Annotated in this window: 21 protein-coding genes and 1 pseudogene; 14 read left to right on the top strand and 8 right to left on the bottom strand. The window is 63.4% G+C overall.

The window, feature by feature from the left end:
• Nucleotides 1–54: 54 nt before the first annotated feature.
• From xth to AAEZ08_RS13620, 3 genes are all read right to left on the bottom strand, one after another.
• Nucleotides 55–846, bottom strand: a complete 792-nt coding sequence (xth, locus tag AAEZ08_RS13630; protein WP_102820247.1) for an exodeoxyribonuclease III — start codon at nt 844–846, stop codon at nt 55–57.
• An 83-nt stretch (nt 847–929) separates the two neighbouring features.
• Nucleotides 930–2,288 (bottom strand): heavy metal sensor histidine kinase, encoded by a 1,359-nt coding sequence (locus AAEZ08_RS13625; RefSeq protein ID WP_500124535.1) that lies wholly within the window; start codon nt 2,286–2,288, stop codon nt 930–932.
• The gene (locus AAEZ08_RS13620) at nt 2,285–2,959 is read right to left on the bottom strand and encodes a heavy metal response regulator transcription factor (protein ID WP_102820249.1); all 675 of its coding nucleotides are present in this window, start codon (nt 2,957–2,959) and stop codon (nt 2,285–2,287) included. The genes AAEZ08_RS13625 and AAEZ08_RS13620 overlap by 4 nt, the downstream gene beginning before the upstream one ends.
• Before the next feature lie 144 nt (nt 2,960–3,103).
• Here AAEZ08_RS13620 and AAEZ08_RS13615 point away from each other — a divergent pair, with 144 nt between their 5' ends.
• Together AAEZ08_RS13615 and uraH are read left to right on the top strand one after the other, a co-directional pair.
• Nucleotides 3,104–3,607: a GlcG/HbpS family heme-binding protein gene (locus AAEZ08_RS13615; protein ID WP_500124534.1), complete on the top strand. Its 504-nt coding sequence runs from the start codon at nt 3,104–3,106 to the stop codon at nt 3,605–3,607.
• Nucleotides 3,608–3,623: 16 nt separating this feature from the next.
• On the top strand, nt 3,624–4,034 hold the full coding sequence (gene uraH / locus AAEZ08_RS13610) for a hydroxyisourate hydrolase (RefSeq protein WP_500124533.1): 411 nt from the start codon (nt 3,624–3,626) through the stop codon (nt 4,032–4,034).
• A gap of 5 nt (nt 4,035–4,039) precedes the next feature.
• Here the strand turns inward: uraH and AAEZ08_RS13605 are convergent, their stop codons facing one another.
• Nucleotides 4,040–4,948, bottom strand: coding sequence for a LysR family transcriptional regulator (locus AAEZ08_RS13605; RefSeq protein WP_003285095.1), 909 nt, complete (start codon nt 4,946–4,948; stop codon nt 4,040–4,042).
• A gap of 114 nt (nt 4,949–5,062) precedes the next feature.
• Between AAEZ08_RS13605 and gcl the strand changes: the two genes are divergently transcribed.
• The 5 genes from gcl (at nt 5,063) to pyk (ending at nt 11,814) form a co-directional block, all read left to right on the top strand.
• The gene (gene gcl, locus AAEZ08_RS13600; protein WP_500124532.1) at nt 5,063–6,844 is read left to right on the top strand and encodes a glyoxylate carboligase; all 1,782 of its coding nucleotides are present in this window, start codon (nt 5,063–5,065) and stop codon (nt 6,842–6,844) included.
• 216 nt (nt 6,845–7,060) lie between these two features.
• Nucleotides 7,061–7,843, top strand: coding sequence for a hydroxypyruvate isomerase (gene hyi, locus AAEZ08_RS13595; RefSeq protein WP_500124531.1), 783 nt, complete (start codon nt 7,061–7,063; stop codon nt 7,841–7,843).
• A 32-nt stretch (nt 7,844–7,875) separates the two neighbouring features.
• Nucleotides 7,876–8,766, top strand: coding sequence for a 2-hydroxy-3-oxopropionate reductase (locus AAEZ08_RS13590; protein ID WP_106157874.1), 891 nt, complete (start codon nt 7,876–7,878; stop codon nt 8,764–8,766).
• A gap of 328 nt (nt 8,767–9,094) precedes the next feature.
• Complete coding sequence (locus AAEZ08_RS13585) at nt 9,095–10,366, top strand: glycerate kinase type-2 family protein (protein WP_500124530.1); 1,272 nt, start codon at nt 9,095–9,097, stop codon at nt 10,364–10,366.
• A 32-nt stretch (nt 10,367–10,398) separates the two neighbouring features.
• On the top strand, nt 10,399–11,814 hold the full coding sequence (pyk, locus tag AAEZ08_RS13580; protein WP_500124529.1) for a pyruvate kinase: 1,416 nt from the start codon (nt 10,399–10,401) through the stop codon (nt 11,812–11,814).
• Nucleotides 11,815–11,850: 36 nt separating this feature from the next.
• On the opposite strand, the gene AAEZ08_RS13575 is transcribed toward pyk, so the two are convergent.
• Nucleotides 11,851–12,075: a DUF2188 domain-containing protein gene (locus AAEZ08_RS13575; RefSeq protein ID WP_003285107.1), complete on the bottom strand. Its 225-nt coding sequence runs from the start codon at nt 12,073–12,075 to the stop codon at nt 11,851–11,853.
• Between the two features lie 270 nt (nt 12,076–12,345).
• On the opposite strand from AAEZ08_RS13575, the gene hmpA reads away from it, so the two are divergent.
• The 4 genes and pseudogenes from hmpA (at nt 12,346) to pncB (ending at nt 15,667) form a co-directional block, all read left to right on the top strand.
• Nucleotides 12,346–13,524, top strand: a complete 1,179-nt coding sequence (gene hmpA, locus AAEZ08_RS13570; protein ID WP_500124526.1) for an NO-inducible flavohemoprotein — start codon at nt 12,346–12,348, stop codon at nt 13,522–13,524.
• 51 nt (nt 13,525–13,575) lie between these two features.
• Nucleotides 13,576–13,809: a hypothetical protein gene (locus tag AAEZ08_RS13565; RefSeq protein ID WP_482693930.1), complete on the top strand. Its 234-nt coding sequence runs from the start codon at nt 13,576–13,578 to the stop codon at nt 13,807–13,809.
• A 214-nt stretch (nt 13,810–14,023) separates the two neighbouring features.
• Nucleotides 14,024–14,176 (top strand): annotated as a pseudogene (locus tag AAEZ08_RS13560) (con-10 family general stress protein); the annotation flags it as partial.
• A 288-nt stretch (nt 14,177–14,464) separates the two neighbouring features.
• Nucleotides 14,465–15,667, top strand: a complete 1,203-nt coding sequence (gene pncB / locus AAEZ08_RS13555) for a nicotinate phosphoribosyltransferase (protein WP_500124524.1) — start codon at nt 14,465–14,467, stop codon at nt 15,665–15,667.
• 63 nt (nt 15,668–15,730) lie between these two features.
• Here the strand turns inward: pncB and AAEZ08_RS13550 are convergent, their stop codons facing one another.
• Nucleotides 15,731–16,927 carry a GGDEF domain-containing protein gene (locus AAEZ08_RS13550; RefSeq protein WP_500124522.1) on the bottom strand — a complete coding sequence of 399 codons (1,197 nt, stop codon included), beginning with the start codon at nt 16,925–16,927 and terminating at the stop codon, nt 15,731–15,733.
• A 349-nt stretch (nt 16,928–17,276) separates the two neighbouring features.
• Here AAEZ08_RS13550 and AAEZ08_RS13545 point away from each other — a divergent pair, with 349 nt between their 5' ends.
• Nucleotides 17,277–19,199: an autotransporter domain-containing protein gene (locus AAEZ08_RS13545; RefSeq protein WP_500124520.1), complete on the top strand. Its 1,923-nt coding sequence runs from the start codon at nt 17,277–17,279 to the stop codon at nt 19,197–19,199.
• Nucleotides 19,200–19,258: 59 nt separating this feature from the next.
• On the opposite strand, the gene AAEZ08_RS13540 is transcribed toward AAEZ08_RS13545, so the two are convergent.
• Complete coding sequence (locus AAEZ08_RS13540; protein ID WP_003284206.1) at nt 19,259–20,161, bottom strand: hypothetical protein; 903 nt, start codon at nt 20,159–20,161, stop codon at nt 19,259–19,261.
• Nucleotides 20,162–20,521: 360 nt separating this feature from the next.
• Here AAEZ08_RS13540 and AAEZ08_RS13535 point away from each other — a divergent pair, with 360 nt between their 5' ends.
• Nucleotides 20,522–20,794, top strand: a complete 273-nt coding sequence (locus AAEZ08_RS13535) for a hypothetical protein (protein WP_500124518.1) — start codon at nt 20,522–20,524, stop codon at nt 20,792–20,794.
• A gap of 5 nt (nt 20,795–20,799) precedes the next feature.
• On the opposite strand, the gene AAEZ08_RS13530 is transcribed toward AAEZ08_RS13535, so the two are convergent.
• Nucleotides 20,800–21,690 carry a LysR family transcriptional regulator ArgP gene (locus AAEZ08_RS13530; RefSeq protein ID WP_500124516.1) on the bottom strand — a complete coding sequence of 297 codons (891 nt, stop codon included), beginning with the start codon at nt 21,688–21,690 and terminating at the stop codon, nt 20,800–20,802.
• A gap of 91 nt (nt 21,691–21,781) precedes the next feature.
• Between AAEZ08_RS13530 and AAEZ08_RS13525 the strand changes: the two genes are divergently transcribed.
• A complete protein-coding gene (locus AAEZ08_RS13525) occupies nt 21,782–22,390 on the top strand; it encodes a LysE/ArgO family amino acid transporter (protein ID WP_003284209.1) in 609 nt (202 codons plus the stop codon).
• Nucleotides 22,391–22,755: the final 365 nt, after the last annotated feature.

The raw sequence follows: 22,755 nt of genomic DNA, 5'->3' as shown, positions 1-22,755 counted from the left end.
GCAGCTCCAGATGCTCAGGCCGACCGTCGCCAGGCGCGAGCGACCATAGATTTATCAGCCCTCATCGACTGCAAGGCGTACCCATGTCGGGGCATGGTCACTGGCATGTGCCTGGTCGCGCACCCAGCGGTCGACGCCGGCATCCTGCAGCCGCGGCGCGAGGTCCGGGCTGAGCAGCAGATGGTCGATGCGCAGCCCGGAGTTCTTTTGCCAGTGCTGGCGAAAGTAGTCCCAGAAGGTGTAGATGCGCTCGTCCGGGTACGTGGCGCGCAACGCGTCGGTCCAGCCCTGCGCCAGCAGGCGCTCGAAGCATTCGCGGCTTTCCGGCTGCAGCAGCGCGTCCTTCTTCCAGGAGCGCGGGTTGTAGATGTCCTCGTCGGTCGGTACCACGTTGTAGTCGCCGGCCAGCACTACCGGGTGGCCGCTGGCGAGCAGGCCGGCGGCGTGCTCTATGAAGCGCTCGAACCAAGCCAGCTTGTAATCGAACTTCGGCCCCGGTTGCGGGTTGCCATTGGGCAGGTAGAGGCAGGCAACGATCACGCCCTGCACGGCCGCTTCCAGATAGCGGCTGTGGCTGTCATCGGGATCGCCCGGTAGCCCGCGGCGGATCTCCAGCGGCTCGCAATCGCGGGCCAGGATCGCCACGCCATTCCACGACTTCTGCCCCTGCCAGATCGCGCCATAGCCGGCCGCGCGGATGTCATCGATGGGAAAGTCGGCGTCCTGCGCCTTGAGTTCCTGCAGGCAGACCACATCAGGCTGCTCGCGCGCCAGCCATTCGAGCAGATTGGCCCGACGTGCACGGATGCCATTGATGTTGTAGGTAGCGATTTTCAGACTATCCACAAGCGCGTCTCTCACAGGCGGTTATATCCACCTTAGCTGTGACAGCGCAGTGAGGCTTCCCGATCCGGTGCCAGTGATCGGAATCAGGCCGCCGTTTCGGCGAAACGCAGGGTGAATTCGGTCATCTCCGTGTTGCTATGCACAACCACCTCGCCGCCGTGCAGCTGCATGATCGAACGCACAATGGCCAACCCGAGGCCGCCGGAATCGCCCGGCTCGGCGCGTGACGGATCGCAGCGGTAAAAGCGGTCGAACAGCCGCGGCAGATGCTCGGCTGCAATCGCCGGCCCCTGATTGATCACACTGACCGACCGCCAGCCGTCCTCTGAGCCGCTGACGATGCGCACCGGGCTGTCACTGGCGCCGTAGCGCAGCGCATTGGCAATCAGGTTCGCCAGCGCCCGGCGAATCAGTTCGGGGTCGCCACACAGCTCGCCCTCGGTTTCATCGAGCAGCTGAATGCCGCGCTCTTCGGCGACGCCTTCGAAGTAGTCGCACAGTTGCTCGACCAGTGTCGGCAGTGCAAAGCGCTGCCGCTCGATGGCCGCCGCCGGCTGCTCGGCACGGGCGAGAAACAGCATGCTGTCGATCATCCGCGCCAGACGCTCGTACTCTTCCTGATTGGACACCAGCAGCGCGTGATAGGCCTCGGCATCGCGGTCCCTGTGCAACAGCTGCTGGGTCTGCCCCATGAGATTGCCGAGCGGCGTACGCATCTCGTGAGCCAAGTCCTCGCTGAAGCGCGACAGCCTGGCGAAACCCTGCTCCAGTCGGGCCAGCATCTGGTTCAGCGCGGCACGCAGCGGTTCCAGTTCGCTGGGCATCGTCGAGTCGTCGATGCGCAGGTGCAGATGCTGCACGTCGATGGCCAGCGCCTGTCGGGTCAGGTGCCGCACCGGGCGCAATGCGCGCCGGCTGATCAACCAGCCGAGCACGGATGCCAGCATCGCGCCAACGCTCAGTGCCCACCACAGCTTGGCGCGATAGGCACCGAGCATCTGTTCGCGCTCGCTCAGCAGGCGCCCGGCCACCAGCGTCAGCCCCGCCTCGCCCGGAAGCCGACGCCAGGCTAGCCGCGCCCCATCAGCATCGGTCAGCGCCGCAGCGTCGCTGGCCGGCAATGTCGGAATGGGCAGCCGCGCCGGGTTGATCTCGATCAGCGCGCGTCCCTGAGCGTCGAGCAACCAGAGCAGGCTGTCGCGATTGCCCAGCATGTTTTCGTAAAGCTGCGGACGTTGCCGAAGCGCCTCAACGCTGGTGCTGTCCTCGAGCAAGGCCTGCATGCGCTCCAGTCGGCCGAGCAGCGCCTGATCGTCACGCCAACTGATTTCCCGGTCCAGCGAGCGGTACAGATACAGTCCGATGGCACCGAGCAGCACCACCGCCACAAGGGCGAAGGCCAGCGCCAGGCGCAGGCTGAGCGAGCGTGGCAGCAGGCTCATGCCGAGACGTCCAGCACGTAGCCCATGCCGCGCACGGTGTGGATGAGCTTGAGCGGGTACGGATCGTCGACCTTGGCGCGCAGGCGGCGGATCGCGACGTCGACCACGTTGGTGTCACTGTCGAAATTCATCTGCCAGACCTGCGAGGCGATCTGCGCGCGGGACAGCACCTCGCCCTGGCGACTGAGCAACAGGTGTAGCAAGGCGAACTCCTTGTTGGTCAGGCTGATGCGCTCGCCCTGGCGGGTGACGCGGCGGCGCAGCAGGTCCAGCTCCAGATCGGCGACGTGGAAACGTTCGACCTCACGCGGCGGGCCGCGGCGCAGCAGGGTGCGTACCCGCGCCAGCAGCTCCGCGTAGGAGAACGGCTTGACCAGATAGTCGTCAGCGCCCAGCTCCAGCCCGCGCACACGGTCTTCCACCGCATCGCGCGCCGTCAGGAACAGCACCGGCGTATGCGCAGAGCGTTTGCGCACCACCTGCACCAGCTGCCAGCCATCGAGCCCCGGCAGCATGACGTCGAGGATCACCAGGTCGAAGGTCTCCTCCTCGATCAGGTATTTGCCATCGACGCCGTTGCGCGCCACCTCGACGCGATAGCCAGATTCCTCCAGCCCACGCTTGAGGTAGTCGGCCGTCTTGGCCTCGTCCTCCACCACCAGAATTCGCATCGGATCACCTCGCTGATGGCGCATAGGTTATGGGAGTCGCCGCACTGCGAGCCATTACAAAAGCGTAATGCGCAGGCAACGGTTCTGACGGGCAGGCATCGGCACCATGCGCCCCGAAGCTCAGCCACCCAAGGAAAAACCGATATGCGTATCGCCGCCACACTGTCATTGCTGACGCTGGCAGTGCTTACCCCGGCCCTGAGCGCCAACGCCGCCACACCAGCGCCGATCACCCAGCAGAACGTCTCGCTGGCGCTGGCCGACGGGCTGATCCAGGCCACGCTGGACCAGTGCCACGCGGAAAACCGCACGGCGGTGGTCGCTGTGGTCGATCGCGGCGGCAATCTGGTTGCCCTGCGCCGGGACGACAACGTCGGCCCGCACAACACCCTCGCCGCCCAGCGCAAGGCCTACACCGCGCTGTCGAGCAAGACCCCGACCCGTCTGTTCGCCGAGCGCGCCGCCGCTACGCCGGACGCCGCCAACCTCAACACGCTGGATGAGCTGTTGCTGCTCGGCGGTGGCGTGCCGCTGAAGGTCGGCGACGAGGTGATTGGTGCCATCGGCGTGGCCGGTGCCGGCGGTGCCAAGAACGACGAGGCCTGCGCCATGGCCGCCATCGAAAAACTGCTGCCCTCCTCCCACTGAAGAAAAGGAAAACCCCATGAAAGCACTACGTTCAATCGCCGCCGGCTTGATGTTCAGTGGCCTGTCCGGTCTCACCCTCGCAGCTGGCAACCCGCTCAGCGTGCACGTGCTGAACCTGGAAAACGGCCTGCCGTCACCGGACGTACGCGTCACCCTGGAACAACGTCAGGGTGACACCTGGAAATCACTCAACAGCGGCGAGACCAACGCGCAGGGTCGGATCACGGCGCTCTACCCGGAAGGCAAGGCGCTGGAGAAAGGCACCTATCGCGTCACCTTCATGACTGGCGACTGGTTCGCCACGCAGAAGGCCAGCACCTTTTTCCCCGAAGTTCCGGTGATCTTCGAAGCCGATGGCAGCGTCGAGCACTACCACATCCCGCTGCTGCTGAGCCCCTACGGCTTCTCCACCTACCGCGGCAACTGAGCCGCTCAGCGCACTTCCCAATAGCCCGGTGCGTTGTAGATATCCTTCAGGTAGTCGATGAAGAAACGCACCTTGGCCGGCAGATAGCGCTGCTGCGGGTACACCGCCTGGATGTCGTAGGCCGGCAGCGCGTACTCGTCGAGTACCGTGACCAGCTCGCCGCGCTTGAGCTCGGCCTGGATCTCCCAGGTCGAGCGCCAGCCGATGCCCAGGCCCTGCTTGACCCAGTCGAACAGCAGCTCACCGTCATTGCAGTCCAGATTGCCAGCCACGCGGATCGCCACCTGCCTGCCGTCGCGCAGAAAGGTCCAGCCGCGTTGCTGCCCGCCCTGCAGGTTGAAGGCCAGGCAGTTGTGCTCGGTCAGCTCTTCCAATGCCGTCGGCGTACCGTGGCGGGCGAAGTACTCCGGCGAGCCACAGACCACCCGCCTGTTCGGAAACAGCCGCACCGCCACATAGTTGGGGTCGGTCACCTCACCGATGCGAATGCCCATGTCGTAACCGTGGCGCACCAGATCGACCACGCTGTCGGTGAAGTTGAACGACAGTTGCAGGTCCGGGTAGCGCGCCTGGAACGCCGGTGCGTGCGGGCCGATATGCCGTCGCCCGAATGCGGCCGGCGCCGACACCACCAGGTGGCCGCGTACTGAGGTGCGGTCGTGGCTGATGCTGGCGTCCACCTCATCGAAGTCCTTCAGCAGCCCGCGGGCGCGCTCCAGATACTGCTCACCCAGATCGGTCAGCGACAGGCCGCGGGTGGAGCGGTGCATCAGCTTGACGCCCAGATGCCGCTCCAGCGCATCCAGCCGCCGCCCCATCACCACCGGGGTGACGTTCTCCTTGTGCGCGGCGGCGGCGAAGCTGCCGCAGTCGGCCACCAGCACGAAGCTGCGCAGGGTCGTATAGCGATCCATTCGATACTCCTGATATCGACAGAACTGAAGTCTCGGCCAATTCCTCCACGGAATCCAGGGCGGCATGCTTGGGCCACGTATAAAAACTATCGAGTTACCCAGGAGGAACGATCCATGGCCCGAATGAGAGCAATCGATGCCGCCGTCGCGGTGTTGCGCAAGGAAGGCATCGACACCGCCTTCGGCATCCCCGGAGCCGCGATCAATCCGCTGTATTCCGCCCTGCGGGCCGATGGCGGCATCCGTCATATCCTCGCCCGCCACGTCGAGGGTGCCTCGCACATGGCCGAGGGCTATACCCGTGCCAAGCCAGGCAACATCGGCGTGTGCATCGGCACCTCCGGCCCGGCCGGCACCGACATGATCACCGGCCTGTACTCGGCTTCCGCCGACTCCATTCCGATCCTCTGCATCACCGGGCAAGCACCGCGTGCCCGCCTGCACAAGGAAGATTTCCAGGCCGTGGACATCGAGTCCATCGCCAAGCCGGTCACCAAGTGGGCAGTCACCGTACTCGAGCCGGCACTGGTCCCGCGCGTGTTCCAGCAGGCCTTCCACGTGATGCGCTCCGGCCGCCCCGGCCCGGTGCTGATCGACCTGCCGTTCGACGTGCAGATGGCCGAGATCGAGTTCGACGTCGACACCTACGAGCCGCTGCCAGTCTATAAGCCGGCAGCAACCCGCAAACAGATCGAGAAAGCCATCGACATGCTCTGCGCCGCCGAGCGCCCGCTGATCGTCGCCGGTGGCGGCATCTACAACGCCGCGGCCGAGGCCTTGCTGGTGGAATTCGCCGAGACCGTGGGCGTGCCGGTGATCCCGACGCTGATGGGCTGGGGCTCGATCCCCGACGACCATCCGCTGATGGCCGGGATGTGCGGGCTGCAGACCAGCCACCGCTACGGCAACGCGACCCTGCTCGAATCCGACTTCGTGCTCGGCATCGGCAACCGCTGGGCCAACCGTCACACCGGCTCCGTGGAGACCTATACCAAGGGCCGCACCTTCGTCCACGTCGACATCGAGCCGACCCAGATCGGTCGGGTGTTCGCGCCGGACTACGGCATCGTCTCCGATGCCCGCGCCGCGCTGGAGCTGTTCGTCGACGTGGCCAAGGCGCGCAAGGCCGAAGGCCGTCTGCCGGATCGCCGCGCCTGGGCCGCCGACTGCCTGGAACGCAAGCGCACGATGTTGCGCAAGACCAACTTCGACAGCGTGCCGATGAAGCCGCAGCGCGTGTACCAGTGCATGAACAACGCCTTCGGCAAGGACACCTGCTACGTCAGCACCATCGGCCTGTCGCAGATCGCCGCCGCGCAGTTCCTGCACGTCTACCAGCCACGCCACTGGATCAACTGCGGCCAGGCCGGTCCGCTCGGCTGGACCATTCCGGCGGCGCTCGGTGTGGTTGCCGCCGACCCGGCGCGCAAGGTGGTGGCGCTGTCCGGCGACTACGACTTCCAGTTCATGATCGAGGAACTGGCCGTCGGCGCGCAGTTCAAGCTGCCCTACCTGCACATCCTGGTGAACAACGCCTACCTCGGGCTGATCCGCCAGGCGCAGCGCGGCTTCGACATGGATTACTGCGTGCAGCTGGGCTTCGAGAACATCAATGCCGACCAGAGCGGCATGGAAGGCTACGGTGTCGATCACGTCGCGGTGGTCGAGGGCCTGGGCTGCAAGGCGCTGCGCGTGTTCAAGCAGGAAGACCTGCGCCCGGCCATTGAGCAGGCCCAGGCCTGGATGGCCGAACACCGCGTGCCGGTGGTGATCGAGGTGATCATCGAACGGGTGACCAATATCGCCATGGGCACCGAGATCGACGCCATCAACGAGTTCGAGGCGCTGGCCGAAGGCCGGGAAGACGCGCCGACGGCGGTTGGATTGCTGGACTGATTCGCCCGTAACCACAACCGCGTGGAAGACGCTTCACGGTCTTCCACGGGGCGGCCACCCGTCCTACCGGCCGCCGCAGTTATCAGCGACGGGCACCGAAGCAACCGTAGGGTGGATATCGCGAAGCATATCCACCGCAACGCAATACCCAGGGTGGTCACCACACCACCGCAATGCAGAACCGAAATTGATCCCTACAGATCAGGAGAGAGAACCATGCCCCGCTTTGCCGCCAATCTGTCCATGCTGTTCACCGAGGTCGATTTCCTTGACCGCTTTGCCGCCGCTGCCGAAGCCGGCTTTACCGGCGTCGAATACCTGTTCCCCTACGACCACCCGGCCGAGGAGATCAAGGCCCGGCTGGACGCCAACCAGCTGACCCAGGTGCTGTTCAACCTGCCGGCCGGCGACTGGGCTGGTGGCGAGCGCGGCATCGCCATCCTGCCGGAGCGGGTCGAGGAATTTCGCGCCGGCGTGGACCAGGCCATCGCCTACGCCAAGGTGCTGGGCAACACCCAGGTCAACTGCCTGGCCGGCATTGCCCCGCGTGGCGCCGACCTCGGCCAGCTGGAAATCACCTTTATCGAGAACCTGCGCTACGCCGCGCAGAAGCTCGAGGAGGCCGGCATCCGCCTGGTGATGGAGATGATCAACACCCGCGACATCCCGCGCTTCTTCCTCAACAACACCTCCCAGGCGCAGGAGATCCGCGGCAAGGTCGGTCACGCCAACCTGTTCCTGCAGTACGACATCTACCACATGCAGATCATGGAGGGCGACCTGGCGCGCACCATCGAGAACAACCTGGCGGCGATCAACCATATCCAGCTGGCGGACAACCCCGGACGCAACGAGCCAGGCACCGGCGAGATCAACTACCGCTTCCTGTTCGAGCACCTGGATCGCATCGGCTACCAGGGCTGGGTCGGCTGCGAGTACAAGCCGGCCACTACCACCGAAGCCGGCCTTGGCTGGCTGAAAAGCCACAACGCCATCTGACCCGAACTGAATCGAATTGAAGGAGATTACTCATGGCTAAGATCGGATTTATCGGCACCGGCATCATGGGCCTGCCCATGGCTCAGAACCTGCAGAAAGCAGGCCACGACATCTTTCTGTCCACGCATCACGACGCCGCGCCGGCAGCTCTGCTCGAGGCCGGCGCAGTCGCCCTGGCCAACCCGAAGGAAGTCGCCCAGGAAGCCGAGTTCATCATCGTGATGGTGCCGGACACCCCCCATGTCGAGGACGTGCTGTTGCGCGAGAACGGCATTGCCGAAGGCGTCGGGCCGAACAAGCTGGTGATCGACATGAGCTCGATCTCGCCCAGCGCTACCAAGGCGTTTGCCGAGAAGATCAACGCCACCGGAGCCCAGTACCTCGACGCCCCGGTATCCGGCGGTGAAGTCGGCGCCAAGGCGGCCACCCTGTCGATCATGGTCGGCGGCAGCGAAGAAAGCTTCGCCCGTGCCCTGCCGCTGTTCCAGGCGATGGGCAAGAACATCACCCTGGTCGGTGGCAACGGCGATGGCCAGACCGCCAAGGTGGCCAACCAGATCATCGTTGCGCTGAACATTCAGGCGGTGGCCGAAGCCCTGCTGTTCGCCGCACGCAACGGTGCCGACCCGGCCAAGGTGCGCGAGGCGCTGATGGGCGGTTTCGCCGGCTCGAAGATTCTCGAGGTGCACGGCGAGCGCATGATCAAGGGCACCTTCGACCCGGGCTTTCGCATCAGCCTGCACCAGAAGGACCTCAACCTCGCCCTGGCCGGTGCCCGCGAACTGGGCCTGAACCTGCCCAACACCGCCAACGCCCAGCAGGTGTTCAGCACCTGCGCGGCCATCGGCGGCAGCGGCTGGGACCACTCGGCGCTGATCAAGGGCCTGGAGCACATGGCCAACTTCTCGATCCGCAAGGAGTAAAGCCTTCGAGCGCGCGGCAACAGGCCAGCGACCCCACCTTCAGGGACAGACAGACCAGGTGGTGGGTCGTCGTGAAGCCTCACGCAGCGCACTCAAAGGGTCGGGTCACAGGTTCGCCAGGCCGGAATCATCGCGTCTCCCCACGACCAGCATGACCTGCGTACCTCAGCCCGACCGCCGTCACCAGACGGCACCTTTTCGATTCGCCCGGCACAAGGAGTCACGGCCCGACTGCCGGGTGGGTCGATTTCAATTGCAGACCTTAGCGCTTGCATTGGCGAGCCCTAAGGTCTGGAATCGGTTGCAGACCTCATACAAGGAGCTTCAGATGACCCTCGACCCACAAGCCCTGCTGCGCCAGTTGTTCGACAGCGCCATCGAGGCCGCCCACCCGCGCCATGTGCTCGCCGACCATCTGCCCGAAGACCGCAGCGGCCGGGCCATCGTCATCGGCGCCGGCAAGGCGGCCGCGGCCATGGCCGAAGCCATCGAGAGGGTCTGGGAAGGCGAACTGTCCGGGCTGGTGGTGACCCGCTACGAGCACCACGCCGACTGCCGGCGCATCGAAGTGGTGGAGGCCGCACACCCGGTCCCGGACGATGCCGGCGAACGCGTCGCCCGCCGTGTGCTGGAGCTGGTCAGCAACCTCGAGGAAAGCGATCGGGTGATCTTCCTGCTCTCCGGCGGCGGCTCGTCGTTGCTGGCATTGCCGGCCGAGGGCATCTCGCTGGCGGACAAGCAGGCGATCAACAAGGCGCTGCTGCGCTCCGGCGCGCACATCGGCGAGATGAACTGCGTGCGCAAGCACCTTTCGGCGATCAAGGGCGGGCGCCTGGCCAGGGCCTGCTGGCCGGCCAGCGTGTACACCTACGCGATCTCCGACGTGCCCGGCGACGAAGCCACGGTGATCGCCTCCGGGCCGACCGTCGCCGATCCGACCACGTCGGCCGAGGCGCTGGCGATCCTCGAGCGCTATCACATCGAGGTGCCGGCCAACGTGCGTGCCTGGCTCGAAGACCCACGCTCGGAAACCCTCAAGCCGGGCGACCCGATGCTCTCGCGCAGCCATTTCCGGCTGATCGCCACGCCGCAGCAGTCGCTCGATGCCGCTGCCGAGGTGGCCCGTGGCGCCGGTATCACCCCGCTGATCCTCGGTGATCTGGAAGGCGAAGCGCGCGAGGTGGCCAAGGTGCATGCCGGCATCGCCCGGCAGGTGGTGCTGCACGGCCAGCCGATTGCCGCGCCCTGCGTGATCCTCTCCGGCGGCGAAACCACGGTGACCGTGCGCGGCAACGGCCGTGGCGGACGCAACGCCGAATTCCTGCTTGCCCTCACCGAAAGCCTGCAAGGCCTGCCCGACGTTTACGCCCTGGCCGGCGACACCGATGGCATCGACGGTTCCGAGGACAACGCCGGCGCACTGATGGCCCCGGACAGCTTCGCCCGCGCCGAAGCAAAGGGCCTGCGCGCCGCCGATGCGCTGGCCGACAACGACGGCTATGGCTACTTCGCCGCGCTGGACAGCCTGATAGTCACCGGCCCGACGCGCACCAACGTCAACGATTTTCGCGCCATCCTGATCCTGCCGCCGTCCGCTTAGGGCGGCGGCGCTCACCTGTCAGCGAGCCTGCCATGACACCCGACAAGAAGGTCAAGATCCTCGCCACCCTCGGCCCCACCACGCGCAGCGTCGACGATGTGCGTGCCATGGTGCAGGCCGGCGTTAACCTGTTCCGCCTGAACTTCAGCCACGGCGAGCATGCCGACCATGCTGAGCGGTTCGCCTGGATTCGCGAGGTGGAGCGCGAGCTGAACCGGCCGATCGGCATCCTTATGGACCTGCAGGGGCCCAAGCTCCGCGTCGGCCGCTTCGCCGACGGCAAGGTGCGGCTGGATCGCGATCAGGCCTTCCGTCTGGATCTGGACCCGACGCCGGGCGACAACCGACGCGTGAACCTGCCGCACCCGGAGATCATCGCCGCGCTGGAGCCGGGCATGCAGCTGCTGATCGACGATGGACGTCTGCGTCTGACGGTCACCGAACGCCACAGCGATGCCATCGACACCCGCGTGGAAGCCGGTGGCGAACTGTCCGACCGCAAGGGTGTGAATGTGCCGGAAGCGCTGCTGGAGCTGAGCCCGCTGACCGAAAAGGATCGGCGCGACCTGGCCTTCGGCCTGCAACTGGGCGTGGATTGGGTGGCGCTGTCGTTCGTGCAACGTCCGCAGGATATTCACGAGGCGCGCAAGCTGATCGGCGAGCGCGCCTTCCTCATGGCAAAAATCGAGAAACCTTCTGCGGTGCAGCATCTGCGCGAAATCGCCCGGCTGTCCGACGCGATCATGGTCGCACGCGGCGATCTGGGCGTGGAGGTACCGCCGGAGAACGTACCGCGCATCCAGAAGAACATCGTGCGCATCTGCCGTCAGCTCGGCCGCCCGGTAGTGGTGGCGACGCAGATGCTCGAATCCATGCGCTTCGCCCCGGCGCCGACCCGCGCCGAAGTCACCGACGTGGCCAACGCGGTCGCCGAGGGCGCAGACGCGGTGATGCTGTCGGCGGAAACAGCCTCCGGCGATTACCCGCTGGAAGCGGTGAGCATGATGAGCAAGATCATCCGCCAGGTGGAAAGCGGCCCGGACTTCCAGGCCCAACTCGACGTACATCGGCCCAACGCCGAGGCTACGCTGCCGGATGCCATCAGCTGCGCGATCCGCCGTATCAGTGGCATCCTGCCGATTGCCGTGCTGGTCAATTACACCGAATCAGGTCGCTCCAGCCTGCGCGCCTCCCGCGAACGCCCGGCCACGCCGATTCTCAGCCTGACGCCGAGCACCGCCACCGCGCGCAAGCTCACGGTGGCCTGGGGTGTGTACTCGGTAGTGGATGCGCCGATGCGCGACATGGAGCAGGTCTGCGGTCACGCCCTGGAGCTGGCGCGCGCCCAGGGTATGGCGGGCAGTGGCGATACGGTGCTGATCACCGCCGGCGTGCCGCTCGGCCAGCCAGGCACGACCAACTCGCTGCGTATCGAGATACTCGACTAGATTGGCTGCCCGCCCACCTCGCAATGACCAAGTGGCTCAGCCCTTGGTCTCCAGCGGGTTCTGCTCCTGCGGGTAGCGATGTTCCTCCTCGATGCTGCCGTCGTCGCCGTGGACGTTCACCAGCGCGGTACGCAGCTTCATGTAGTCGCGGGTTTCATCGAGAATGTCCTGTCGATTCCCGGCTTCGAGCAACGCGCGCTGGTCGCCTTCTTCGCGTAGCACCCAGCGGTCGTCTTCGTGGGTGATGTGGTAGATCTCCATGGCCCTGTCTCCTGGCAATAAATGAATGCTCTGAACGCCCTTGTAAGAAAGCCGCCGGCGGATGAGGTTCGATTTATTGCAATGTGAATTTAACCCTTATAGGTCCATATGACCCCGTAAAGTCGTGGTTCTTTTTACCATCCTGACTCGGCAAACCTTGATTTCAGTCAAGTTCAGACCTGGAACGATTGTTGAAAGACTCCCCTGCATAACGTTTCGTGCTCGCCCATCGCGAATCACAGAACGACTATCCCACCAGAGGAGTATTCAATGCTTTGCGCTGAACAAATCGCCTTTATCAAGGCCACCGTGCCGCTGCTGGAAAGCGGCGGTGAAGCCCTGACCACCCACTTCTATAAGTTGTTGCTAGACGAGCATCCTGAGGTACAGCCGCTGTTCAACCAGGCTCACCAGGCCAGCGGTGAACAGCCGCGCGCGCTGGCCAACGGCGTGCTGATGTATGCCAAGCACATCGACCGCCTCGAAGCCCTCGGCCCGCTGGTAGGCCAGATCATCAACAAGCACGTAGCCCTGCAGGTGCTACCCGAGCACTACCCGCTGGTAGGCTCCTGCCTGCTGCGCGCCATTCGCGAAGTGCTTGGTGAGGAGATCGCCACCGAGGCGGTGATCGATGCCTGGGGCGCCGCCTACCAGCAGCTCGCCGACATACTCATCGGCCAGGAAGAAAGTCTCTATCGGGCCAAGGCTGCGGCGGAGGGAGGCTGGCGGGGCGCGCGGGGCTTTCGCATTACCCGTAAGGTTGCCGAGAGCGAAGAGATCACTTCCTTTCACCTGCAACCCGAAGATGGCGGCCCGCTGATGGACTTTCTGCCCGGCCAGTACATCGGCCTGCGCCTGGAGGTTGACGGCCAGGAGGTTCGCCGCAACTACTCACTGTCTGCCGCGAGCAATGGCAGCGAATACCGCATCAGCGTCAAGCGCGAGCCCGGTGGCGTCGCCTCGAATGCGCTGCATGCCATGCCCGAAGGTGCCGTACTGGAGCTGTTCGCACCTGCTGGCGAGTTCACCCTCGAGCCGGGCAACAAACCCCTGGTGCTGATCAGTGGTGGCGTCGGCATCACGCCAACCCTGGCGATGCTGGAGCAGGCGCTGGCCAGCACGCGTCCGGTTCACTTCATCCACTGCGCGCGCAATGCTGGCGTGCATGCATTCCGCCGCAGCGTGGATGCGCTGGCCGAGCGTCATGCACAGCTCAAGCGCTTCTACTGCTATGAGGAACACGACGGAGCGGGTGTAGCGCCGGATGCCGTTGGTCGCCTGACCGAGCAACAGCTTGGCGAGTGGCTGCCGGAAGACCGCAACGTGGATGCCTATTTCCTCGGGCCGAAACCCTTCATGGCTGCCGTCCGCCGTCAGCTGAAGTCGCTCGGTGTGCCGGAACAGCAAACCCGCTACGAGTTCTTCGGCCCCGCTTCAGCACTCGATTGATCCACTCGGAGGCTCGTGCGCCGCGAGCCTCTTCTCGAAGGAGACTCAGTCATGCTTTATCACTCCGCTTCCCCGCAACGCCTGATGAGCACAGCCAATGCACTGATGGTCGCAGGCGTGCTGCTTCTGCTGCTCGGCGTCAGCGGCGCCTATCTGTTCGACCGCCACCTGGCGATGGGCAGCATCATCGCATCGCACACACTGGTCATTCTCGGCCCTACAGCCTTGAAGGTCGGTTATGTAATGCGCTTGCTTGCCGAGCGAAGAGAAAAACTTGCTGCCTGATCTTATGCATTACTTTGCCGCTTCGCCTGTAATTTCACTCAGCCATAGTCTTACGCAGAATAAGGAAAACCATTCGTCTGCACTCGTATATAGGGGGAAACTCCTGCAGCCATACCCTCTCTGACACAGGGAAGGCTGATCGACCTCTCTCTTTCAGCCGTTGTGAAAGTCTCTATCCAGTCGAGGAGAAAAAGACATGGCACATAGTAATCCCGGCAATTTTGCCAATGATCGAGAGAAAGCCTCCGCAGCCGGCCGCAAGGGCGGCCACAATAGCGGGGGAAATTTCGCCAATGATCGCGAGAAGGCTTCAGAGGCCGGCCGCAAAGGTGGCCAGAACAGTCATGGCGGTGGTCGCAGCAGCTAATTGACGACAGCTATAAACAAGGCAGGCGCTTCGGCTCCTGCCTTTTTTATTTGTATTAGGTCGCTTTCCTGACCGTAATTTAAGCTTACGCAAATGCCAATAAAAAACTTAGCAACAAATTATCGAAAGCTATATTCGCCATGCAAATGAAACAGCGTGGGATTTATTAAGAACAATTTGAGATATCCGTATAACTGGCTCATCAGCCTGTTTAATGCAATGAAACTCCATCTACCTCGCTCGCCATTTGTAGATATCATCGGGGCTCTTTCCAATCTGGAGTCGTCGATGAACGGCAGCGCATTTTCCGAGCGAATCGTCCAGAGCCTGCTGGATACCGACTTTTACAAGCTCACCATGATGCAGGCAGTGCTGCATCACTATCCCAATGCAGAAGTGGAATGGGCCTTCCGCAGTCGTTCAGACGAAGACCTGGCGGCCTACCTCGGCGAAATCCGCCAGCAGATCGAAGCCCTGGCCGACCTGCAGATGACACTTGAGGAACTCGCCTTCCTCGAACGCATTCCCTACATGCAGCCGGACTTCATCCGCTTCCTCGGGTTGTTTCGCTTCGATCTGCGCTATTTGCGCGTGGACGTCGAGGACGGCGAGCTGGTGATGCATCTGCGCGGCCCCTGGCTGCACGTGATCCTGTTCGAGGTGCCACTGCTGGCCATCGTCAGCGAAGTACGCAACCGCGCACGTTACGCCCAGATCACTCTGGCGCAGGCCAGTGACAGGCTGGATGAGAAGCTGAGCTGGCTTCGCCGCCAGGCCAGTGCCGAGGAGCTGGCTAGCTTCACTCTGGCGGATTTCGGCACACGGCGGCGCTTCTCCTTTGCCGTTCAGGCAATGGTGGTGGAGCGGCTGCAGCATGACTTCCCCGGCCGCTTCGCCGGCACCAGCAACGTGCACCTGGCGCGAACGCTGAATGTGAAACCGATGGGCACCATGGCCCATGAATGGATCATGGCACACCAGCAACTCGGCCCGCGGTTGATCGATAGCCAGGTGGCGGCGCTGGACTGCTGGGTTCGCGAATATCGCGGTGCGCTGGGCATCGCGCTCACCGACTGCATCACCATGGATGCCTTCCTGCAGGATTTCGATCTCTACTTCGCCAAGCTGTTCGACGGCCTGCGCCATGACTCCGGCGATCCGTTGGTCTGGGCTGAGAAGGCCATCACGCACTACCAGCGCCTGGGCATCGATCCGCGGACACGCCAGCTGATTTTTTCCGACGGTCTGGACTTGGCCAAGGCACTGGACATCCATCGCGCTCTGGTCGGACGCAGCAACCCCAGTTTCGGTATCGGAACCGGACTCACCTGCGACATCCCCGGCGTAGAGCCGACCAACATGGTCATCAAGATGACGGCCTGCAACGGTCAGCCGGTGGCGAAGATTTCCGACTCACCGGGCAAGACTATGTGCCGCGACGAAGCCTTCGTGAGCTACATGCGCCACGTGTTCGGTGTTACCAATACCTGATGACGGCCACGATGCGATGACCCGCTTTAAGTACCGGCGCGCGCCTGACGTGCAATGCCCTGATTAACCTCCAAGGGCGAAAGCACCCTGCTGCTGCGATTCGCCCTGCTCAACTGCGCACAGGCGATTGCGCCCACTCGTCTTGGCGTAATACATGCGCTTATCCGCCAGTTCCAGCAGATCTCGATAGTCGCCAACCTGGTCGCAAGTACGCTCTGCCAGACCGATGCTCGCAGTTAGCGCCGTACCGTCTGGCCGGGTGCCGAGGCCCTCACCGACGATGCGTTCCAAGGCGCTGTGCGCCTGCTGCATGTCGGTGTCCGGCATGATCAGCAGAAATTCCTCACCGCCCCAGCGCAGCAGGCTATCGGAGCCACGTAGTTTCACCACCAAGCGCCTGGCAGCCTCGCGTAGCACTTGATCGCCGGCTTCGTGGCCATGGTTGTCGTTGATCGACTTGAAATGGTCGAGATCGATGAAGGCCAGCGCGAGCGCGCCATTCTTGCGCTGCGCGCTATCCCACTGCAGCCGCAGGATTTCCTCGCCGCTGCCACGGGAGAAAACCCCTGTGAGCGGATCACGAATCGCCTGACGTACCAGGGCGAACATGAACGCCAGCTGGCTCATGCTGGCCAGGCTGGCGACGCCGGCAATCAGGATCAGCAGCCAGAATGCACCAGCGAAAGACGGCCAGTTCAGTGTCGCCCAACTGAGGTACCCGGCCAGCGCCTGAGCCAGTAGCAAGAGCACGGATAGCACCAGGTTTTCAATCAGCGTCAGCGGGAAGATGGTCAACCCGGCCATCAGCACGAACGGCAGAAAGGCGTATCCGGCGCCAACCACAGCGGAAAACTGCGCCAGCTGATAACTGCCGAGCAAGGTGTGCGAGGCGATATAGAAGATGGTCGGAATGGCGAACAGAATCGCGATAGCCCGGTAAGCATCCAGCAGATTACCGCTCGGGCGATAAAACAGTAGAAGGCAGGTAAAGGCCAGGCAGGCCATCATCCGGAAACCGAGCAACGCCAGCCATAGCCGGGGCTCGAACACCATCAGGTCGATCAGGCTCCACAATGGGGTCAACACCGCGAACAGGAATGCGAACAGCCGTACGCGATTGACGATCAAGGTCGCGCGGCGCTGGCAGAGCAGCAGCGGATGGCGCCGCGGGCTGAGCAGATGGCGAAGCTCGTTGGGCTTGAGCTCGCTGGGCAGCAGGGAACTCAGACGGTTGCGCAGCAGGTCAAGAAGCGATGGCATTTTATTGTTGTACTCCCAGGGAGGGATGGCTCCAGGCGCAGCGCCTCCGACGATCCGGATGCCAAAGGGCTGGCTCTTCAATTCAAGGCAGATATCTGCCCGCAGATACGGGAGTGGTGTCACCCCAGGCGCGAGCGCGGCGCATGGTATCAGTTGGCCACTAACCAATCTTGAGCCAGGACAATGAAACCCACCACAAACGCCCAGTCCCCCTTAAGAACTAACGACCGTTAACGCCGAATCGCCCTTTCGAGGGCTTATCCGCTAGCGCAGCCGTCATTAGCGTGTCGGGGTCGCCCGCGTATGCGTGAGCGACGTATCCACAACAAAAACAACAAGGAGATACTCCGTGCAGAGCGCTCTCAAACCGCTTGCGGCAATCATTCTGCTCACCTGTGCAACCGGTACGGCAACAGCCAATAGCGGGCCGTTCAGCCAGTTTGTCGTTTTCGGCGACTCGTTGAGTGACGCCGGCAACTTCCCAGACCTACAAAGCCCGACGCTCGGCGGCAACCCCACCGGTGGCCTGCGCTTCACCAACCGTACAGGCCCCACTTATGGTGCGGGCGAATATAGCGGCGAAGTCGGCACGCAACGATTGGCCAGCATGCTCGGACTTCAATCGTTACCCTCCACACCAATCTTGCCGGCACTTCTCACCGGCAACCCGGACGGCACCAACTACGCCGTTGGCGGCTACCGCACCGACCAAATTCTCGATTCGATCAACTTTGAATCCACTGTGTCAGCGGGCGGCGCTACACGCACCCGATCGGGCTATCTGATCGAGAACCCAAGGATCGATAGCAACGCTCTGTATTACCTGAATGGCGGCGGCAATGACATCTTTCAGCTCACTACCAATCCGGTGACGATGGCCGCAGCGGCCGGCAATCTGGTCGCCGGCGTTGGTGCACTGCAAGGCGCCGGTGCCCGCTACATCATCGTCTCCGACCTGCCGGATGTCGGCATCACACCGCTGGGGGCCATCTCAGGCCCGGCAGCAGCCGCCACACTCAACTTCCTGAGCGACCAGTTCAACACCGAACTGGCGAGCCAGCTGCAAGCCCAAGGTGGCAACTACGTGCTGGTAAACAACCGCCTGCTGTTGGCAGAAGTACGTGCGGACCTCGCGGCCTTCGGCTTCGATCCTAACGTTGCGCAGACCGCCGTTTGCTTCGATCCATCGTCCTCGACGTCGCCCTGCCTGCCAGACCCGACCTACAGCCTCGGCGGTACTGCGCCAGACCCAAACCGTTTGCTGTTCAACGACGCTGTCCACCCGACCACCGCAGTCCATCAGATCAGCGCCGACTATCTGTATTCGATCATCTCCGCCCCGTGGGAAATCTCGCTGCTGCCGGAAATGGGCCGGTCGGCATTGCGCGCCCACCTGCAGCAGCTGGACAACGAGCTGTCCGCCCAGCGTGGCGACTGGCAGGCGGTCGGTGCCTGGCGCACCTTCGTCCAAGGCGGTTACAACCGACCTGAGTACGATGGTTACGGTGGCGGTGACGGGCACGGTTTGAGTCTCTCGCTGGGTGTTACCCATCGCCTGAGCGAAACCTGGCTGGCGGGCGTCAGCCTGGGCTTGGCGGAAAACTCGCTGGAGCTGGGTAGAAACGACTCCGACTACGACATGCGCAGCTATCTGGCCACGGCTTTCGCTCGCTACGAACAACAGCGCCTGTTCGCCGACTTCAGCCTCAGCGTCGGCTACCTCGACTACCACAACCTCAAGCGCACGTTCGCCCTTGGCGTCACCGAGCGCACGGAAAAAGGCGATACGGAAGGCACGCTCTGGGGGGCGGCAGCCAAGGTCGGATTCAACCTGATGCAACCAGGCGACCAACTGCAGTTCGGCCCCTTCGTCGGTGCCAGTTATCAGAAGGTCGAGGTCGACGGCTATAGCGAGCAAGGCGAGCGCTCCACTGCGTTGAGCTACCACGATCAGGAGCTGGACTCACTGCGCCTGTCGCTTGGCCTGTTTGGCGACTATGCGCTTAGCGAGCGCACGCGAATTTTCGGCGAGGTCGCGCGGGAGGTGGAGCGTGAGGACGACGACCGCCGTGATTTGCGCATGTCGCTGAACAGCGTATCGGGCAACAGCTTCGAGTTGCCGGGCGCGGTGCCGACTGGCGACCAGACGCGCTTTAGCGTTGGCCTGGCGCACCGCTTGACGCCAGGCCTAGCCCTGCGCGCCAACTACCATTATCGGGGTAACGACAACCGCGACCATGGACTTGGACTGTCTCTGGCCTGGGACTTGTAACGGTTCTAGAGGATGAAGCCGCCGCGATTGGGCGCGGCGGCTGGTCAAAACTGCAGGGCTCAGCGACCGTCGATCTGACCCTGCAGATTGGCAATCTGCCCCTGCATGGCGTTGATGGTGCGAGTGACCTGGGCGCGGAAGGAGTCGAACTCGGCCGTATTGGTGGCGCTCGGTGCCGGACGGTTGTCCACTTCGCTGCGCAGTACCAGGATGTCCTGCTCCAGCCGGCTGATCGCCTGGCTCTGGTTACCGCTCTGCTTCAACGCCGCCACATCCTTGCTCAGGCTGTCGATGCGACCCGCCAGCTTGGCCTGCTCGTCCAATGCCGACTTCAGCGAGGCCTGCTCGCTGCCAAGTGTCTTGACGCTCTCCGCGAGAGTTGCAGTGGTGCTCTGCTGAGCCTGCACGTCAGTCCCTAAGCGCTCAAGGCGCTTGCCCTGCTCGTCCATGCGCTGATCCTGATTGCCCTGCTTGCCGGCCAGGCTTTGCTGCTCGGTGGCAAAGGCCTGCTGCTTGCGGGCGAGGTCCACTGTCTGCTGCTCCAACTGCTTGATGCGCAGTTTCACCGCCTCGCTTTCAGTGGTCACGTTGGACTCTGTCGCCACAACCTTGCCGGAGATGTCCTGCAGACGCCCCGCGGCATCCTCACTGATACGCGCGAAGCTCTCCTGAGTGGCAACAAGCTGCATCTCCAGCATGGCAATCTTCTGATAGCTCCACCAGCCCAGTGCACCGAGGCTGATCAGCAGCGCCAGCACCATGACCCACAGCGGCGCCGTGCTCGCCTTGCTGCTGCCACCACTGCCCGCGCGGCGCTTCTGCCGCGAGCGTCCGTCGTCGCCGTGTTCAGCAGAGGTTTTCGGGACCGGGTCCAGATCCGGCGCGGGATAGGGTTCCACACGATCACGGCCTGCGGTCAGGCTAGGGATGTTGTCCAGTTCGTCACGGGCGTCGTTGCGCATGGGTTACCTTCAATGGCGCGGAGCAAAAAACAGCGCGCAGTATAGCGATTCGGGAAGCAGCCATCAGCGACGGCACGCATGCCGAGCAGATGCACCGCCGTAGAGCATTGCGCCGGCTGTGACGCGCATCACGGTGCATTAAAAATCAACGCCGATCCGCAGCGAAACGCCTTACGAACCTCGTGCGCGACACGACGGCAGACCGCTACACCACAGCAGCCGGGCACTTCGTCCAACAAACATGGAGGACACAGCGCCATTTGAAAAACCTGGTACGCCGATTGCTCTGTCTTCTATGCCAGCGGATAGACACTTCCGACAGGGATGTTGGGCCTTAGGGCAATTTACGAGGAACAAAGCATGGAGCTGAACAAGGCGGTTATCGACTGCATGCGCAGCCTGCGGCGCAGATTGCGCGATGAGCAGCAACTCGACATTCATCTCAATCAACCGGACGCGGTATCGGCCATGCTAACCGGCTGCATGCGTTCCAACGACGAGCTGACCCGCGAACTCGGGCGCCAGCTTGCCGGTTTCACTGACCAATTGCCGACACCTGTGCCGCCACCATCACGCTCCTCGACCAGCAGCGCCAGCGTGCGTATCTACCGAGGCCAGCGCGTTCTCGCCTGAGCGTCTCACTCGACCAGCAGCCAATCGCTGGCGCAACGCACCAGGTGTCGCGTCAGCTCATCGAGCAGTTGCCCGCCGTTGCGCCAATGGTGCCAGTACAACGGCACGTCTATCGGCGGCCCGGACAGCACATCGACCAATTCCCCGCGCGCAAGTTCGCCACGCACCTGTAACTCCGGCACCAATCCCCAGCCAAGGCCGCTTTGCAGCAGGTGCACAAAGCCCTCGGACGACGGGCATAGATGGTGAATGAACGCCTCTGCCCCACCGACTGCCGCCATATAACGGTGCTGCAACTGATCATCGGGACCGAAGACAACGGCTGGTACCCGTGCCAGATCTGCAGCGACTGCCGGCCGCTGAAAATGACGGCTGACGAATGACGGACTGGCCAGCGCCCGATAGCGCATCGCCCCCAGAAACTGGCTGCGTGCACCTGCCAACGGCCGCTCGGCGGCGCAAACGCAGGCTGCCACTTCGCCGGCGCGCATGCGCTTGAGCCCCACCGCCTGATCCTCAACCACATGATCAAGCAGTACCCGGTGCTCAGCGCAGAACGGTGCTACCGCGCCGGCCCACCAGGTCGCCAGGCTGTCGGCATTCAGCGCGATGCGCAGTCGCTCGGGCAGGCGGTTCTCATCCAGCGCCGGAACCTGCCCTTGCAGGTCACGCTCGAGCAACCGCACCTGCTGCACATGGTTGAGCAGGCGCTGCCCCAGCTCGGTTGGCCTGGGGGGCACGTCACGCAATAGCACAGGCTGGCCAACACGAGCTTCGAGCAATTTGATTCGCTGTGATATCGCCGACTGGGAAAGCCCGAGAGCCTGTGCGGCGCGCTCGAAACCACCCTGCTCGACCACCGCCGCAAGCGCCGCCAACAACTTGTAATCGAACATCAGTTTTCCTAATGCTACCGAAGCAAAATTTGTTTCTCTTATAGCTCAGCGATACGCAGACTCGCCAGCAGAAACCAACGAGGCGTGCGACATGAATGCGATCTGGCAGAGTTATATCAATGGTTTGGCAGTGGCGGCGGGGCTGATCATGGCGATTGGTGCACAGAACGCCTTCGTGCTGGCCCAGAGCCTGCGTCGCGAGCATCACCTGCCAGTGGCGGCGCTTTGCATCGTCTGCGATGTGCTGCTGGTAAGTCTTGGTGTTTTCGGCTTGGCCGCTCTGCTGGCAAGCAATCCAGTGCTGCTGGAAGTCACTCGCTGGGGCGGTGTGATCTTTCTGCTGTGGTATGGCTCGCTCGCCCTGCGGCGCGCAGCCAGGCCAAAGAGTCTGCAGAGCGCCGATGCGCAGCCCCGTCCGCTACGTGCGGTGCTGCTGGCAGCACTGGCCGTGACCTTGCTCAATCCGCACGTCTATCTCGACACCGTCGTACTGATCGGTACGCTCGGTGCACAGCAACCGGAACCTGGGGCCTATACGCTAGGTGCTGCCAGCGCATCGACATTATGGTTCATGACGTTGGCGCTTGGCGGCGCCTGGCTTGCACCCTGGCTGGCCCGCCCGCTCACCTGGCGCCTGATCGACCTCGGCGTGGCGGCCATGATGTTCGCCATTGCCGCGCATTTGGCCTTCGCTGGCTAGACCAGTGCGACCTTCCACCTCGCGTCTTTTCGCATCCGGCAAGGAACGCCCTGCCCCGCGCCGCGGTCCACGCAAGGCGCAGCCAATTGTCTGCCGCCCGGGGCATGCACCCGGCAACCGCTCTGGAACCTATATTCCATACAGTTGCCGCGTGGTTTTGCCGCAGGTCGGGTGCTATGATCGTTGGCTCGCAGACATGGAGCGGAACGCTTCAGTCTGCCTGTTCGGCCGACCGTGAACGGCCAGAGATTGCGCAAGCATGTAGCGAGCGAAGGGAACGACAGGGGGTCAAAAGCAGGACGCGCACGCATTTGCACCTGCTCGCCGGGATAGCCGGCACCACCCTCATACGCCCCTCCGAGCTG

It is taken from the genome of Pseudomonas sp. E45-MNA-CIBAN-0222 (assembly GCF_040310405.1).
GTDB classification, from domain to species: domain Bacteria; phylum Pseudomonadota; class Gammaproteobacteria; order Pseudomonadales; family Pseudomonadaceae; genus Stutzerimonas; species Stutzerimonas stutzeri_AC.
The sequence above is the reverse complement of the archived record's forward strand: the minus strand, read 5'-3'. Positions and strand labels throughout refer to the sequence as shown.

Bases quoted from the DNA above. Each gene is read 5' to 3' on its own strand.
- AAEZ08_RS13625 (WP_500124535.1), bottom strand. From the start codon at position 2,288: ATGAGCCTGCTGCCACGCTCGCTCAGCCTGCGCCTGGCGCTGGCCTTC.
- AAEZ08_RS13620 (WP_102820249.1), bottom strand. From the start codon at position 2,959: ATGCGAATTCTGGTGGTGGAGGACGAGGCCAAGACGGCCGACTACCTC.
- AAEZ08_RS13615 (WP_500124534.1), top strand. From the start codon at position 3,104: ATGCGTATCGCCGCCACACTGTCATTGCTGACGCTGGCAGTGCTTACC.
- uraH (WP_500124533.1), top strand. From the start codon at position 3,624: ATGAAAGCACTACGTTCAATCGCCGCCGGCTTGATGTTCAGTGGCCTG.
- AAEZ08_RS13605 (WP_003285095.1), bottom strand. From the start codon at position 4,948: ATGGATCGCTATACGACCCTGCGCAGCTTCGTGCTGGTGGCCGACTGC.
- gcl (WP_500124532.1), top strand. From the start codon at position 5,063: ATGGCCCGAATGAGAGCAATCGATGCCGCCGTCGCGGTGTTGCGCAAG.
- hyi (WP_500124531.1), top strand. From the start codon at position 7,061: ATGCCCCGCTTTGCCGCCAATCTGTCCATGCTGTTCACCGAGGTCGAT.
- AAEZ08_RS13590 (WP_106157874.1), top strand. From the start codon at position 7,876: ATGGCTAAGATCGGATTTATCGGCACCGGCATCATGGGCCTGCCCATG.
- AAEZ08_RS13585 (WP_500124530.1), top strand. From the start codon at position 9,095: ATGACCCTCGACCCACAAGCCCTGCTGCGCCAGTTGTTCGACAGCGCC.
- pyk (WP_500124529.1), top strand. From the start codon at position 10,399: ATGACACCCGACAAGAAGGTCAAGATCCTCGCCACCCTCGGCCCCACC.
- AAEZ08_RS13575 (WP_003285107.1), bottom strand. From the start codon at position 12,075: ATGGAGATCTACCACATCACCCACGAAGACGACCGCTGGGTGCTACGC.
- hmpA (WP_500124526.1), top strand. From the start codon at position 12,346: ATGCTTTGCGCTGAACAAATCGCCTTTATCAAGGCCACCGTGCCGCTG.
- AAEZ08_RS13565 (WP_482693930.1), top strand. From the start codon at position 13,576: ATGCTTTATCACTCCGCTTCCCCGCAACGCCTGATGAGCACAGCCAAT.
- pncB (WP_500124524.1), top strand. From the start codon at position 14,465: ATGAACGGCAGCGCATTTTCCGAGCGAATCGTCCAGAGCCTGCTGGAT.
- AAEZ08_RS13550 (WP_500124522.1), bottom strand. From the start codon at position 16,927: ATGCCATCGCTTCTTGACCTGCTGCGCAACCGTCTGAGTTCCCTGCTG.
- AAEZ08_RS13540 (WP_003284206.1), bottom strand. From the start codon at position 20,161: ATGCGCAACGACGCCCGTGACGAACTGGACAACATCCCTAGCCTGACC.
- AAEZ08_RS13535 (WP_500124518.1), top strand. From the start codon at position 20,522: ATGGAGCTGAACAAGGCGGTTATCGACTGCATGCGCAGCCTGCGGCGC.
- AAEZ08_RS13530 (WP_500124516.1), bottom strand. From the start codon at position 21,690: ATGTTCGATTACAAGTTGTTGGCGGCGCTTGCGGCGGTGGTCGAGCAG.
- AAEZ08_RS13525 (WP_003284209.1), top strand. From the start codon at position 21,782: ATGAATGCGATCTGGCAGAGTTATATCAATGGTTTGGCAGTGGCGGCG.